Below are 13,883 nucleotides of genomic sequence, written 5' to 3' on the forward strand. Positions count from 1 at the left end.
TCAGCAGCGCATCGCCTCAGCCCTTGCGCCCCTCGCGGATGGCGAAGTCGCCGCGGCGGCGCACCGGGATCACCAGCGTGCACTGCACCCCGTCTGGATCAAAGCGCAGGTCCACCGGATTGCGCAATTCGTGCGCCACGATCTTTTCGATCAGGTCGGTGCCGAAGCCGCGCTTGCGCCGCGCCTGCGGGTCGAGCGTCGGCCCGCCAGTCTCGCGCCAGCGGATGCGCGCGCGATCCTCGCCCACCCGTTCCCAGCGCACCAACACGCGCCCATCAGGCACGCTCAGCGCCCCGTACTTGGCGGCGTTGGTCGCCAGCTCATGAACGGCAAGGCCCAGCGACAGCGCATCGTTGGGGGCCAGTTCCACGTCCGCGCCCTCCATCTCGACATGCGGGTCCGCCCCGTGCGCGTAAGGCGCGAGTTCGGCTTCCAGCACCAGCCGGATCGGGGTCGTGCCCCATTCGGACTGCGTCAGTAGGTCATGCGTCGCCGACAGCGCGCGGATGCGTCCTTCAAGGCTCGCCGCGAAATCGTCGAGCCCGGTGGCGCGCCGCCGCGTCAGCGCGATGATCGACAGCACGTTGGCCAGCGTGTTCTTGACGCGGTGATTCAGTTCGCGGGTCAATGAATTGCGGATCGAGGATTGCTGCTCGAACCAGGCAAGCGCGATGCGGTCCTCCACCGCCTGCTGCGTCAACAGGCGCGCCAGCACCAGCAGCAGCGTGGCGACGAGCAAGCCGAACAGCAGCGTCATCACCGACATCATGCTCAGGATGTCCGACGCAGGCGCTTCCACCTGCACCACCCAGCGCCGCCCCGCCAGATCGACCGTGCGCTGGACCAGCCGCCCGGAGCGATCCTCCAGCTTCAACTCGGCCAGCAGCCGGCCCTGATCCACGCGCTCGTCGTAGACGCGAATGCCCACCGGACCGATGCGGTCGGTGTTGATCGCCGACTGCAGGAACTGCTGTCCGTTGAACGGGCTGTAGACGAATCCCCGCAAGGCGCGCGTGGTCGGCGCATAGACCGGCATGTAGATCAGGAAGCCTGGCGGACCTTTTCCCGCCCCCTCCTGCCGCAGCACGACCCGTCCCGAAGCGACGGGCCGGTTCAGCTCGGCCGCCTTGTTCATCGCTGCGCGCCGCACCGCTTCGGAATACATGTCGTAGCCCAGCGCCCGCCGATTGCGCGGCGTTTCGGGTTCCAGGTACATGATCGGGGTGGCAAAGGGCGTGTCCTGTGCCAGTGCCGGGGTCACCGTGAAATCGGTGACGCCCCCTCGCCGCATCACGTCCTCGACCATCGGGATATCGTCCCGATTGACCTTCATCGCCCACCCGATCCCGTCCGAGCCCACGTAGTTCCCGTCGAGCTGAAGCTGGTGGATGAAGGTACGGAACACCGGCGCCGCAACCATCTGCTGCGTGGCGAACAGTGCAGCGCTCGAACGCAGGTAGGCCGCGTTCGCGTTGGAGCGTCGCTCCAGGCCCGAAGCGACCGCCTGCGCCGTCTGCGCCAGTTGCGCGACCTCGCGCTGGGTCTCGGCCCGCTCGATCGCGAACACGCTGAGCGCCGTCACCGCCATGGTCAGCACGAAGATGCCGATCGGCAGAGCCCGGGGAAACCGTTCGTACCAGCGAGGGCTCAGATTCTTCTGGGAGAGCAGCTTCTCCACGTCGCCGTCTTTCACCCTCCAGTCGCGACGACCGCCCCGAAGCGCCGCCCATGACGATACCGCTATGACATGCGGGGATAAATCACGCCAGATGCAGGCGCGTGAGTCTTTTCGGGGAACCACCGGGCAGGGTTTTCGTTCCTTGTCCAACACCGACATGTGGCGGCTGGCTTGGAAGGCGGCGCATGACGTATGCAGCCTTTGGTCGCGCGCGCCTTACGGACGGCGGATGCGGCCCTGTTAATCGCGACGCGCTTTGGGGGGGAGGCTTTGCCGGACCGAATGTCAAACGAGAAGAAGCCGATGAAGACGACGACGGGCGCACGAGCGCGGACCGGCGGCAAGGCCAGGTCTCCCGAATGGGCGACGGGCCTGAGGCGACTGTACGATTCGGTGGTCGAGGAACCACTGCCGGACAGCTTTGCCCAACTGCTCGATCAACTGGACAATCCCCCGCATGACTGATGCGCATTCCGGCACACCGCGCGACGGCGCAGCGCACGACGAGCCCACCGCCGCCGCGAGCCGCCCGCGCAACGCAGGGCCCGAGTTCAAGCGCGAGCTGACCGGCGTCATTCCTCACCTGCGCGCCTTTGCCCGCGGCCTTTGCGGCAGGCCCGATCTTGCCGACGATCTCGTGCAGGAAACGCTGCTCAAGGCCTGGGCCGCGCAGGACCGGTTCGAGCCGGGCACCTCGATGCGCGCGTGGACCTTCGTCATCCTGCGCAACGCCTATCTCACCGACATGCGCCGCAACCGCTTCCGCGCGGACTACGACGAGACCGTGGCCGAACGCATCCTCGTCGCCCCCGCCGGGCAGGAAGGCCCGCTGCACCTGTCCGACATGCACCGCGCGCTGCTCACGCTGCCCCCCGAACGGCGCGAGGCGCTGCTGCTCGTCGGCGCTGGCGGCTTCAGTTATGAAGAGGCCGCGCAGATCTGCCAGTGCGCCGTCGGCACCATCAAGAGCCGCGTCGGCCGCGCGCGCGCCACGCTGACGGCCATGATCGAGGGCGGACACATCCCCCGCCGCAGCACGGGCGATGCGATCGCCCACGATGCAATCATGGGCGAGCTTGACGATACGGTGCAGGCCGGATCCTGATCGCCGCGCCGGGCCTGCCCTTGCGGGCGCTCGGCCATCTTCCGACTTTCGAAGGCCTTGCTTCGCCCCGCCTTGCAGGTGCACAGGTGGCGAACCTGCCCACCTGAAAGCCTTGACCCAGCGTGGATCCTGAAGACACCCCGTCCCTGCCCAGCACCGTCGCCCCGACAGGTCCGGTCGATGCGCGCGCGCGCCTGCAATCGGCGATCCTGCTGGTGCTGGGCATCGGCCTGTTCCTTGCCCTGCCTTTCGTGCTGTCGATCGGCTCGGTGGTGTTCCTGCCGCCGGTGACGGCGATGATCTTCACCATCGTGCTGTCGCCGATGGCCGACCGGCTCGTGCGGCTCGGCCTGCCCAACATGCTCGCCTCGTTCCTTGCCATCCTGGCGATGATCGCGGTGATCGTGATGGCGCTGTCGCTGATCCTGCAACCGGCCTTCGTGATGGTCGATCAGGTGCCCTCGCTGGTGCGGCAGGTCAGCCAGCGTTTTGCCGAAGTGCGCGGCAACCTGTCGTGGATCTCGGACATCAACCGCCAGCTCGCGCGGCTTTCGGGCCGCTCCGCGCGCGAAGTCGTGCTCGCAAGCCCCTCGGTGATCGAACAGGTCGCTTTCGCCACGCCCAGCGTGGTGCTGGAAACGCTGCTGACGTTCCTGATGACGTTCTTCATGATCGAATCGCGCATCCGCATGAAGCGGCGCCTGCTGCTCGATCGGCACAACTTCGGCGCGTCGGTCCGCATCGCGCGGGTCATGCGCGCGGTGCAGGACCGCGTGGCGAGCTATATCCTCACCGTCGCGCAGATCAATTTCGCGGTCGGCGTGATCGTGGCGGCGGGCGCATGGGGCTGGGGCCTTGCCGCGCCGATCATGTGGGGCGGCCTTGCCTTCGTACTCAATTTCCTGCCCTATCTGGGACCGCTGGTGCTAATGGGGCTGCTGGCGCTGGTCGGCCTCGGCACCGCCAGCACGGTCGCGATGGGGCTGGTGCCGATGCTGCTGTTTCTGGGGCTGCACGCGGTCGAATCGAACGTCGTCACGCCCTCGATCCTCGGCGCGCGCTTCACGCTCAACCCGGTCTCGATCCTGATCGCGATCAGCTATTTCTCGTGGATCTGGGGTGTGCTCGGCGCACTGCTGTCGGTGCCGATCCTGCTCACGCTCTCGGCCTTCGTCGAACACCTCGGCCGGCCCAACATCGTGGGCTTCCTGTTCGGCGAGCCGCTGTTCGATCCGCCGGTGGCGGTATCGAGCGATGCCGACGCTTCCGCAACGGAAGCGCCGACACCGTAATCAGGCTCAGGCCGGATAGGTCCAGAGCGTGCCGCGCGAAAGGTTCTCGGCGGCGAAGGCCCAGTTCAGGCGGCCGTCGATAACCTGCTTCAGATAGTCCGGGCGCAGGTTCTTGTAGTCGACGTAGTAGGCGTGTTCCCACAGGTCGATTACCAGCAGCGGGTTGCCCGACAGGTCGGCGTAGCTGGCTGCGTCGTGGGTCTGTTCGACCGACAGCTTGCCGTCCTTGGCCACCAGCCACACCCAGCCCGAAGCGAAGTGCGCCGTCCCTTGCGCGGCGAGTTCGGCCTTCAGCGCATCGAGCGAGCCGAACGAGGCGTCGATCGCGGCAGCCAGGTCGCCTTCGGGGGCGGACGCCTCGGCAGTCAGGCTGTGCCAGTAGAAACCGTGGTTCCACGTCTGCGCGGCGTTGTTGAACAGACCGTTGTCGCCCTTGGCCACGGCGGCGTCGACGATCGCTTCGAGGCTTGCATCGGCAAGGTCGGTGCCTTCGATCGCAGCGTTGGTCTTCACGACATAGGCGTTGTGGTGCTTGCCATGGTGGGTCTGCAGGGTGGTCGCGGACACGACGGGTTCAAGCGCGGTGTCGGCATAGGGCAGCGGCAGCAGGGTAATGGCCATGTCAGCTCCATTCATTGGTCAGTGCTTGGCGGACCAACGCCCTTGTCGGGCATCGGTTGCCGCCAGCGCCTAAGCGCTGCACCGCAGCGGTCCAGCAAGTTTTTTGAATAGGGATCAAAGGAAATAGCGATTATTGCAGTGCGGCACGGACCGCCGCATCAATCGCCCGCTTCGTCGTCCCCGGTGCCGATGGCATGCGCACTTTCGGGCATGCCCCGATCGACCGCGGCGGTCACCGCCACGTCCATCGTCACGTTGCCCAGCGTGCGCATCAGGTCGGGCAGCACTTCCACTGCGACGAGCAGCGCCAGCGGCCCCACCGGCACCCCCATGGCGATGGCGATCGGGCCCACCGAGGCGACATAGCTGATCGTGCCAGGCAGGCTGACCGAGCTGAGCGACACCAGCACCGCCATGATCCAGCCCGAAACGATCATGCCCGCGCTCAATTCCACCCCGTACCAGTGCGCGACATAGACAACGACGGCAAGGTTCATCGCCGGGCTGGTGGCGCGGAACAGCGCGACCGCCAGCGGCATGACGAACTCCGAGGTCGAATCGCGCACCCCCAGCTTGCGACAGGCGCCCAGCATCGCGGGCAGAGAGGCGAGCGAGGACTGCGTCGAAAGCGCAAAGACCTGCACCGGCACCATCGCGCGGGCAAAGGCGCCCAACGGCTTGCGCGCCAGCAGCGCCGCCAGCGGATAGCCCGCCAGCCACACCACCGACCCGGTCAGCACCACCACCAGCACGTAATGCGCCAGCGCGCCGATCGCCGCCGCGCCGGTCTTGGCCGACACCGTCAGGCTCAGCGCCAGCACGCCGACGGGCGCCGCCGCCAGCACCCAGCCGATCACCACCAGCATGGCCGAGGCGACGGCAGCAAAGAACGTCGCCAGCAGGTCGCGCTGGTGCGCCGCCAGCCGGGTGCTGGCCATGGCGAACACCGACACGAACAGGATCATCGGCAACATGCGGTCGTTGGCCACCGCATCGAACACGTTGGTCGGCACGATCGACTTCAGGTAATCGGCCATGCCCGGCACCGGGCCAGACGCCGCCGCGCCGCCCAGGCTGCCGCGCAGCGCCTCGCCCGCCGCGCCCGGAATGGGCAGCAGGTCGAGCAGCAGCGGCGTCACCGTCAGCGACATCGCCGCGCTGAAGCCCAGCACCAGCAGGAACAGGCCCAGGCTGCGCCGGGCGAGCGCGCCGGCACTGGCGGTGGCAACGGTCTGGACCACGCCGGTGAACAGCAGCGCCGCCACCAGCGGCACGATCGTCGCCTGCAACGCGCGCAACCACAGGTCCCCCACCGGCTCGGCCACGGCCAGCACGGCGGGCAGCGCGTTGGGCGCCGCGAAAGCCAGGGCAAGACCGCCGAGCAACCCGGCAGCCAGCGCCGCGAACGTCCACAGCGCCGATACCTGCGCAATCGGCGGTAGCGCGAGGGATGGGGACATGGACGACTTTTCAGCCAAAGGTAAACGCATCTTGAGGTGACATTAGCTATGGCCCGCGACATAGCAACGCCCGCGCGCCAACAAGGGCGGCGGCAAGACGGGATTCTGATTGCGATGGGACGCAAGTTCTTCGGCACCGACGGCATTCGCGGACGCACCAACGCAGGCGTGATGACGGCGGCAACGGCGATGAAGGTCGGCCAGGCCGCCGGCACCTACTTCCTGCGTGGCGCCCACCGCCACCGCGTGGTGATTGGCAAGGACACGCGCCTGTCGGGCTACATGCTCGAAAACGCGATGACGGCCGGATTCACCAGCGTCGGCATGGACGTGGTGCTGCTGGGCCCCATGCCCACGCCTGCGGTGGCGATGCTCACGCGCGAGATGCGCGCCGACGTCGGCGTGATGATCTCGGCCAGCCACAACCCGTTCGAGGACAACGGCATCAAGCTGTTCGGCCCCGATGGCTTCAAGCTGTCGGACGAGGACGAACTGGCGATCGAGGCGATGCTCGAACAGGACCTGCCGCTGGCCCAGAGCGAGGACGTCGGTCGCGCCCGCCGCATCGAGGACGCGCGCGGGCGCTACATTCACGCGGTCAAGGGCAGCCTGCCGCACAATGTCCGATTGGATGGCCTGCGCATCGTCGTCGATTGCGCGCATGGCGCGGCCTACCACGTCGCGCCGTCGGCGCTGTGGGAGCTGGGCGCCGAAGTGATCGCCATCGGCGTCGAACCCAACGGCAAGAACATCAACGCCGGCGTCGGCTCGACCCACCTCGACGCGATCAAGGCCAAGGTGCGCGAAGTGCGCGCCGACATCGGCATTGCATTGGATGGCGATGCCGACCGGCTGATCGTGGTCGATGAAAAGGGCCAGACCGTCGATGGCGACCAGATCATGGCGCTGATCGGCACCCGCCTTGCCGCTGCGGGACAGCTGCGCGGCGGCGGCGTGGTGGCGACGGTGATGTCGAACCTCGGCCTCGAACGCTACCTCAAGTCCAAGGGACTGGAGCTGGTCCGCACCGCCGTCGGTGACCGCCACGTGCTTGAAAAGATGCGTGAAGGCGGCTTCAACGTGGGTGGCGAGCAGTCGGGCCACATGATCCTGACCGACCACGGCACGACCGGCGACGGCACCGTGGCGGCGCTGCAGGTGCTGGCCGCGCTGGTCGCCTCGGGCCAGCCGGCGAGCGAGACGCTGCACTTGTTCGATGCCGTCCCGCAGCTGCTCAAGAACGTGCGCTTTGCAGGCGGCAAGCCGCTGGAAAACGAGACCGTCCAACAGGTCATCGCCGAGGCGGAGGCCCAGCTTTCCGGGCGCGGCCGGCTGGTGATCCGCCCTTCTGGCACCGAGCCGGTGATCCGCGTCATGGCCGAAGGCGACGATGCCGACGAAGTGGAAGAGGTGGTCGATCGCATCTGCAACGCGGTGCGCAAGGCCGCGTCCTGAACGACACCTAAAGCGACCTGAACGATACCTGGAGGCGTCCGAGGCGCACCAAAGGGGACCCGAAATGCTGGAAATGCGGCCCGATTGCGAACGTTGCGGAACCCTGCTCCCGGCCGAGGCGCCGGGCGCGTTCATCTGCTCGTTCGAATGCACCTTCTGCGCCGAATGCGCCGACGATCTCGATGATCGCTGCCCCAATTGCGGCGGCGAGCTGATGGACCGCCCCACCCGCGCCAAGGCGCTCCATGCCAAGCATCCGCCTTCGACCGAGCGCCGCTTCAAGGACGCGCCATGACGCCGCCGCGCATCCTGTCGATCGCGGGGTCGGACAGTTCGGGCGGCGCGGGAATCCAGGCCGACATCAAGACCATCACGATGCTGGGCGGCTATGCCATGACCGCGATCTGCGCGCTGACCGCGCAGGACACCACCGGCGTATCGATGGTCGCGGCCTCCAGCGCTGCGATGGTCGCCGCGCAGATCGATGCCTGCGTGGGCGATATCGGGGTGGATGCGGTCAAGATCGGGATGCTGGGTTCGCCCGACATCGCCGAAGTGGTGGCCGAGCGGCTGGCAGGCCTTGGCGTGCCGATCGTGTTCGATCCCGTCATGATCGCCACCAGCGGCGCGGCGCTGGCCGATGCAGCCACGATCGCCGCGTTCGAGCGGCTGATGGCGCTGGCCACGCTGACCACGCCCAACGTGCCCGAACTGGCCGCGCTGGGCGGCGATGCGGCGATGGCCCGGCGCGGCATCGCCTATCTCGCCAAGGGCGGGGACGCCGATGGTGCGGAGGTCATCGACCGGCTGGTCATGCCGGGCGAAGCCGAGCGCTGCTGGACCGCGCCGCGCATCGCCACGCGCCACACCCACGGCACCGGCTGCACGCTGTCGAGCGCAATCGCCACGCTGCTGGGCATGGGCCTGCCGATCGACGAAGCGGTGGAAGACGCGCGCGAGTTCGTGCGCGCCGCCTTGCTGGCCGCCCCCGGCTTCGGCAAGGGCCACGGGCCGCTGGGGCACCAGGCGGTACGGTAACACGAAATTCTTAGCTGTTACGGGGCCTTACTTATAGAACCGAACGGCTATCTTTACGATAATATATCCGATTCGGTCCGCACCGAACGTCCGCCCGGCCACTCCGGGCGCGACGTCTTGGCTCGCGGGATCGATCAATTCGAGGTGATGCGAACGACGGAGGCGCCCATGCCCCACTCCCGCCTGATGACAGCCGCCGACCGATTGCGCCGCGTCACCGACGGCCTGTCCGACCCGCACGATATCCAGGTCGTACAGGGCTATCTCGACGATCTGGAACGGCTGGCCCGCTGCGAATTGGCGATCGTCGACGTGCCTGCCGCCACGCGCAAGGACCAGCTCGGCGAACGCACGGCTGTCCTTGGCGCGATGCTGCGCAAGACCTTCCAACTCCGGCCCGAAGTGCCGTTTCTCGACCTGCTGACCGATCTCGACGCGCTGGAGGACGAGGCTCCCACCCCGGGTTCTGATCGGCGTCTCTGCTGAGGATGCCGACCTTCAGTCGCCGTCGAGACCATAGAAGCGGACCACGCGGTCCCAGGCTTCCTCGGCATTCTCGACCATGTGGAACAGGTCGAGATCCTCGAAATTGATCACCCCTTCCTCGGCGATGGCGCGGAAGTTGACGACCTTGTTCCAGTAATCCGCACCGAACAGCAGGATCGGGATCGGCTTCATCTTGCCGGTCTGGATCAGCGTGATCAGCTCGAAGAACTCGTCGAACGTGCCGAATCCGCCGGGGAACACCGCCACCGCGCGGGCGCGCAGCAGGAAGTGCATCTTGCGCAGCGCGAAGTAGTGGAACTGGAACGAAAGGTGGGGCGTGACGTAAGGGTTGGGCGCCTGTTCGTGCGGCAGCACGATGTTGAGCCCGATCGATTCGGCGCCCGCATCGGCCGCGCCCCGGTTGGCCGCTTCCATGATCGACGGGCCGCCGCCCGAACAGATCACGAATTGCCGCCGCCCTTCCTCCACGACCGCGCAGCGCGAGGCGATGAAGGCAAGCTTGCGTGCTTCCTCGTAATACTTGGCCTTGGCCACCAGCCGTTCGATCACCGCCTTCTTTTCGGGCGTGGTGGCGGTGGCGAGCGCGGCATCGACCATGTCGGGCGCGGGAATCCGGGCCGAGCCATAGATCACCAGCGTCGAGCCGATGTCGGCCTCATCGAGCAGCATTTCGGGCTTCAGCAGTTCGAGCTGGAAGCGCACCGGGCGCAATTCCTCGCGCAGCAGGAAGTCGGTGTCGCGAAACGCGAGGCTGTAGGACGGGCTCTGCTGTTGCGGCGTGGTGCGCGGCTGCGATTCGATGAAGCCGGCTTCCTGCTCGGCCTTGTAGAAGCGGTGATCGGTCAGATCGCGGGGATTTTGGTCGTCTGTCATGCGCGCAATCTGTCGCCGCGCGCGGTCGCGGACGCAATCCTTTCCTCCACACCGGATACAATTCGTCGCGCGTGCTGCACTGCATTAACGCTCTGCCGCATGTGCGAAACGACGGAAAGATAACAAGTCCTTACCGGCGGAACCCCGATGTTAGCACGTTTTTAAGGATGTTCCCTAACCCGGTCCTAACAACACTTTTCAACTTCCGGAGGGGAAATCGAGACAGACAAAAACGGAGGATCTCGATGTCCAAGAACACGCTGCTGAGCACTTCGATCGCACTCGCCACCCTCGTCCCCACCCTTGCCCTCGCGACCCCGGCGCACGCCGGCGTCACGCGCTCGGGAATGAGCCTGCCGCACAAGAGCCAACCCGTGAAATACGCGGAAAACCGTGGTCGTCCGGCCAGCGACCTGCCCGATCACGTCGGCCCCAAGAAGGGTTGGCCCGACAACCACGGCATCGAAAACGCATGGGAACACGCCAACGAACACTCCGCCCACCATCGCAACGACAGCGAAGGATAAGCGAAACGTGCACTGGCCGTCCGGGATTTCCGGGCGGCCTTCCACGGCCGCGCTCCCGGGGCACTGCGTAAAAACAAACGGCGCCTGTCATATGCTGTTAATGCGCCTGAACCACAGCGAGGGAACTTCACGCAGGGAGGACTGCAATGTCGGATATCTTCAAATTTCTGGTCAGCGGCGACACCGTGCAATGGTTCGAGCAGGACGATGACAACTCGTTCGAGCTGAAGCCCCTGCGCCTCAACCAGACCATCGCGTTCGATGCGCTGACCAGCGACGTGACGATCCGCTCCACCTTCCAGGATTTCGTCAAGGTCGAGGTGTTCCACCAGACCGCCGACCTGGCCGATGACGCCTCGCTCTATGGCGAACCGGCCACCAGCTTCACCGCGCTCGACGGCACCCCGCTGACCGGCGGCGATGGCGGCCACGGCCAGCAGCACGGCGGCAAGAACGATCTCGACAACGACGGCAACGACAACGACCACGTCACCGGCGGGTTCGGCAAGGACAACGTCCACGGCGGCTTCGGCGACGACCACCTCGATGGCGGGCAGGGCGACGACCGGCTGGACGGCGATGCGGGTGACGACGACCTGCTGGGCGGCGATGGCAACGACACGCTGAACGGCGGCGTCGGCTTCGACGCGCTGCACGGTGGCAATGGCGCCGACAAGGTCAACGGCGGCGACGATGCCGACCAGCTCTACGGCGATGATGGCGCCGACAAGCTTGCCGGCGGCAACGGCGACGACGTTGAAAACGGCGGCCTCGGCAACGACAAGATCACGGGCGATGCCGGCAACGACACGCTCAATGGCGATGACGGCAACGACAACGTCAACGGCGGCATCGGCGACGACCACGTCAGCGGCGGCGCGGGCAACGACAAGGTCAGCGGCGGCGACGGCAGCGACACGCTGTCGGGCGACGACGGCAACGACAGCCTCGATGGCGGGGCGGGCGCAGACGACCTTGCGGGCGGCCTCGGCACCGACACGCTCAAGGGCGGCGCGGGCGACGACGATCTGGATGGCGGCGCGGGTGCCGATCGCCTGAGCGGTGGCCTCGGCGCGGATCACTTCGTGTTCGTCGATGGCGACTTCGCCGGGCTGACCGCGAAGACCGCCGACCGCATCGTCGACTTCAGCCACGCGCAGGGTGACCTGATCGACCTGTCGGGCGTCGACGCCAACACGCTGGTCGATGGCGACCAGGGCTTCGCCTTCGTCGGCACCGCCGCGTTCAGCCACACCGCGGGCGAACTGCGCATCGACGCCAGCCGCGGCGCGGTGCTGGTCCAGGGCGACACCAACGGCGACGGCGTGGCTGACTTCGCCATCCGTCTCGATGGCAAGGGGCTGATGCCGGTCGAAGCCGACTTCGTGCTGTAAGGCGCGGCACAGGACGCGACAAGGAAAAGGGCGGGCCCGGCGCCTGCCCTTTTTGCATTGACCCGATGGCGCGCGGGCGGTTAGCCCACGCCATCCGGGGCAATGCAACCTCCCGGTCAGGCGTCAGGCCCGTCCTTCGCCCAAGCGTTGCCTCGACGCTCGCATCCGTGCGAGCCGAAGGGCGTGGGGCTTTGACGTGACGCAGCAGCAATATCCTTCCTTTTCCGAACTGGTGCGCGTGTCGGCGCGGATCGGGTGCCTCAGCTTTGGCGGCCCGGTCGGCCAGATCGCGCTGATGCACCGCGAGATCGTGGAACAGCGCGGCTGGATCAGCGAGGAGCAGTATCTCCACGCCCTCAACTTCTGCCACCTGCTGCCGGGGCCCGAAGCGCAGCAGCTTGCCATCTGGATCGGCTGGAAGCTGCACGGGGTGAAGGGCGGGTTCGCGGCGGGGCTGCTGTTCGTGATCCCCGGCGCGCTGGTGATCCTTGCCCTGTCGATCCTCTATGGCCTCGCAGCGCAACTCGGCTGGGTCATCGCGCTGTTCCTCGGGATCAAGGCGGCGGTGCTGGGAATCGTGGTGCAGGCGCTGCTGCGCATTGCCGGGCGCGCGTTGCAGACGCAGTTCAAGCGCGTGGTGGCGCTTGCCGCCTTCGTGGCGCTGGCGGTGTTCGCCCTGCCCTTTCCGCTGGTGGTGCTGACGGCAGGGCTCACAGGCGCGCTGGCGTGGAAGCTGCGCCCGGCGTGGCTGGGACTGGGTGCGGTCTCGCCCGAAAAGGCGCATGGCCCCCGCCCGTGGGGGGCGAGCCTTGCCGCCATCGCCATCGGCGGCGTCGCGTGGGGCTTGCCGCTGACGCTGGTCTACGCGACGCTGGGGCCACACCATGTGCTGTGGCAGGTGGGGCTGTTCTTTTCCAAGCTGGCGGTCGTCACCTTCGGCGGAGCCTATGCCGTGCTGGCCTACATGGGACAGCAGGCGGTGCAGAGCTTCGGCTGGCTGAGCACGGGCGAAATGGCCGACGGGCTGGGCCTTGCCGAAACCACGCCGGGGCCGCTGATCATGGTCACGCAGTTCGTCGGCTACCTCGCCGCGCTGCGCGCACCCGCCCCGTTCACGCCGATCGTCGCCGGGCTGCTGGGCGCCGCCCTGACGACGTGGGTGACGTTCACCCCGTGCTTCCTGTGGATCTTCGCGCTCGCCCCGTGGATCGAGCGGCTGGAACACGCGCAGCGACTGCGCGCGGCGCTGGCGACGATCACCGCCGCGATCGTGGGCGTGATCGCGAACCTCAGCCTGTGGTTCGCGCTGCACGTGCTGTTCGCGCAAGTGCGCACGGTGGCGATCGGCCCGGCGCAGGTGATGGTGCCAGTGGCGCAAAGCCTCGACCTGAAGACACTGGGGCTGGCCATGCTCGCCGCGCTGCTGCTGTTTCGCGCCCGCTGGAGCGTGATCCGCACGCTGGGGGCAACGGCGCTGCTGGGCCTCGCGCTGGGCGCCCTGCCGGGCTGAAACGGGCTTGGCCTGCATTGGCGGGTTGACGCGCGCGTCCATATTTCAGTATTTATCGAAATATGGAATCGATGACGAACCCGGACAACGTGGTGCGCGCGCTGGGCGCGCTGGCGCAGGAGCATCGCCTCGCGGTGTTCCGCCTGCTGGTGCAGGAAGGCGCGCAAGGCATGGCGGCGGGCGACCTCGCCGCGCGCATCGGCGTGCCACCTTCGTCGATGAGCTTTCATCTGGCGCAACTCGCCAACGCCGGGCTGGTGACGCAGCGCCGCCAGAGCCGCTCGATCATCTACACCGCCGACTTTACCGCGATGAACGCGCTGATGGGCTATCTGACCGACAACTGCTGCGGCGGCGCGGACTGCGGGATCGAGGCCGCGGCGTGCTGCGCAACGGATGAAGAGGCGCGCGGCGCCGCCTGAC

At 67.2% G+C, this 13,883-nt stretch carries 15 protein-coding genes; 11 read left to right on the forward strand and 4 right to left on the reverse strand.

Annotation, left to right across the window (positions count from 1 at the left end):
- Positions 1 to 16: 16 nt before the first annotated feature.
- Positions 17 to 1,678 (reverse strand): CHASE domain-containing protein, encoded by a 1,662-nt coding sequence (locus K3A84_RS12290; RefSeq protein ID WP_225009641.1) that lies wholly within the window; start codon positions 1,676 to 1,678, stop codon positions 17 to 19.
- Positions 1,679 to 1,981: 303 nt separating this feature from the next.
- Between K3A84_RS12290 and K3A84_RS12295 the strand changes: the two genes are divergently transcribed.
- From K3A84_RS12295 to K3A84_RS12305, 3 genes are all read left to right on the forward strand, one after another.
- Positions 1,982 to 2,143, forward strand: a complete 162-nt coding sequence (locus K3A84_RS12295; protein WP_225009642.1) for a NepR family anti-sigma factor — start codon at positions 1,982 to 1,984, stop codon at positions 2,141 to 2,143.
- Positions 2,136 to 2,783, forward strand: a complete 648-nt coding sequence (locus tag K3A84_RS12300) for a sigma-70 family RNA polymerase sigma factor (protein ID WP_225009643.1) — start codon at positions 2,136 to 2,138, stop codon at positions 2,781 to 2,783. The genes K3A84_RS12295 and K3A84_RS12300 overlap by 8 nt, the downstream gene beginning before the upstream one ends.
- Positions 2,784 to 2,905: 122 nt before the next feature.
- A complete protein-coding gene (locus tag K3A84_RS12305) occupies positions 2,906 to 4,075 on the forward strand; it encodes an AI-2E family transporter (protein ID WP_225009644.1) in 1,170 nt (389 codons plus the stop codon).
- 6 nt (positions 4,076 to 4,081) lie between these two features.
- On the opposite strand, the gene K3A84_RS12310 is transcribed toward K3A84_RS12305, so the two are convergent.
- Together K3A84_RS12310 and K3A84_RS12315 are read right to left on the reverse strand one after the other, a co-directional pair.
- Complete coding sequence (locus K3A84_RS12310; protein WP_225009645.1) at positions 4,082 to 4,696, reverse strand: superoxide dismutase; 615 nt, start codon at positions 4,694 to 4,696, stop codon at positions 4,082 to 4,084.
- A 158-nt stretch (positions 4,697 to 4,854) separates the two neighbouring features.
- A complete protein-coding gene (locus K3A84_RS12315; RefSeq protein ID WP_225009646.1) occupies positions 4,855 to 6,156 on the reverse strand; it encodes a dicarboxylate/amino acid:cation symporter in 1,302 nt (433 codons plus the stop codon).
- A gap of 114 nt (positions 6,157 to 6,270) precedes the next feature.
- Between K3A84_RS12315 and glmM the strand changes: the two genes are divergently transcribed.
- The 4 genes from glmM to K3A84_RS12335 all read left to right on the forward strand — a co-directional run bounded on the left by glmM (position 6,271) and on the right by K3A84_RS12335 (position 9,135).
- Positions 6,271 to 7,611, forward strand: coding sequence for a phosphoglucosamine mutase (gene glmM / locus K3A84_RS12320; RefSeq protein ID WP_225009647.1), 1,341 nt, complete (start codon positions 6,271 to 6,273; stop codon positions 7,609 to 7,611).
- Positions 7,612 to 7,675: 64 nt separating this feature from the next.
- Positions 7,676 to 7,906 (forward strand): DUF1272 domain-containing protein, encoded by a 231-nt coding sequence (locus tag K3A84_RS12325; RefSeq protein ID WP_225009648.1) that lies wholly within the window; start codon positions 7,676 to 7,678, stop codon positions 7,904 to 7,906.
- Entirely contained in the window at positions 7,903 to 8,649 is a 747-nt protein-coding gene (gene thiD, locus K3A84_RS12330; RefSeq protein WP_225009649.1) for a bifunctional hydroxymethylpyrimidine kinase/phosphomethylpyrimidine kinase, read from the forward strand. The genes K3A84_RS12325 and thiD overlap by 4 nt, the downstream gene beginning before the upstream one ends.
- Before the next feature lie 168 nt (positions 8,650 to 8,817).
- Positions 8,818 to 9,135, forward strand: coding sequence for a hypothetical protein (locus K3A84_RS12335; protein ID WP_225009650.1), 318 nt, complete (start codon positions 8,818 to 8,820; stop codon positions 9,133 to 9,135).
- A 12-nt stretch (positions 9,136 to 9,147) separates the two neighbouring features.
- Here K3A84_RS12335 and K3A84_RS12340 read toward each other — a convergent pair whose 3' ends face one another.
- Positions 9,148 to 10,029, reverse strand: coding sequence for an LOG family protein (locus tag K3A84_RS12340; RefSeq protein ID WP_225009651.1), 882 nt, complete (start codon positions 10,027 to 10,029; stop codon positions 9,148 to 9,150).
- Between the two features lie 245 nt (positions 10,030 to 10,274).
- Between K3A84_RS12340 and K3A84_RS12345 the strand changes: the two genes are divergently transcribed.
- The 4 genes from K3A84_RS12345 (at position 10,275) to K3A84_RS12360 (ending at position 13,882) form a co-directional block, all read left to right on the forward strand.
- Positions 10,275 to 10,556 (forward strand): hypothetical protein, encoded by a 282-nt coding sequence (locus K3A84_RS12345; protein WP_225009652.1) that lies wholly within the window; start codon positions 10,275 to 10,277, stop codon positions 10,554 to 10,556.
- Positions 10,557 to 10,702: 146 nt separating this feature from the next.
- A complete protein-coding gene (locus tag K3A84_RS12350) occupies positions 10,703 to 11,950 on the forward strand; it encodes a calcium-binding protein (RefSeq protein ID WP_225009653.1) in 1,248 nt (415 codons plus the stop codon).
- A 196-nt stretch (positions 11,951 to 12,146) separates the two neighbouring features.
- Positions 12,147 to 13,460 (forward strand): chromate efflux transporter, encoded by a 1,314-nt coding sequence (gene chrA, locus K3A84_RS12355; protein ID WP_225009654.1) that lies wholly within the window; start codon positions 12,147 to 12,149, stop codon positions 13,458 to 13,460.
- 62 nt (positions 13,461 to 13,522) lie between these two features.
- Positions 13,523 to 13,882: an ArsR/SmtB family transcription factor gene (locus K3A84_RS12360; protein ID WP_225009655.1), complete on the forward strand. Its 360-nt coding sequence runs from the start codon at positions 13,523 to 13,525 to the stop codon at positions 13,880 to 13,882.
- Position 13,883 lies beyond the last annotated feature (1 nt).

Origin of the sequence: Novosphingobium percolationis (assembly GCF_020179425.1) — a bacterium.
Taxonomy (GTDB): domain Bacteria; phylum Pseudomonadota; class Alphaproteobacteria; order Sphingomonadales; family Sphingomonadaceae; genus Novosphingobium; species Novosphingobium percolationis.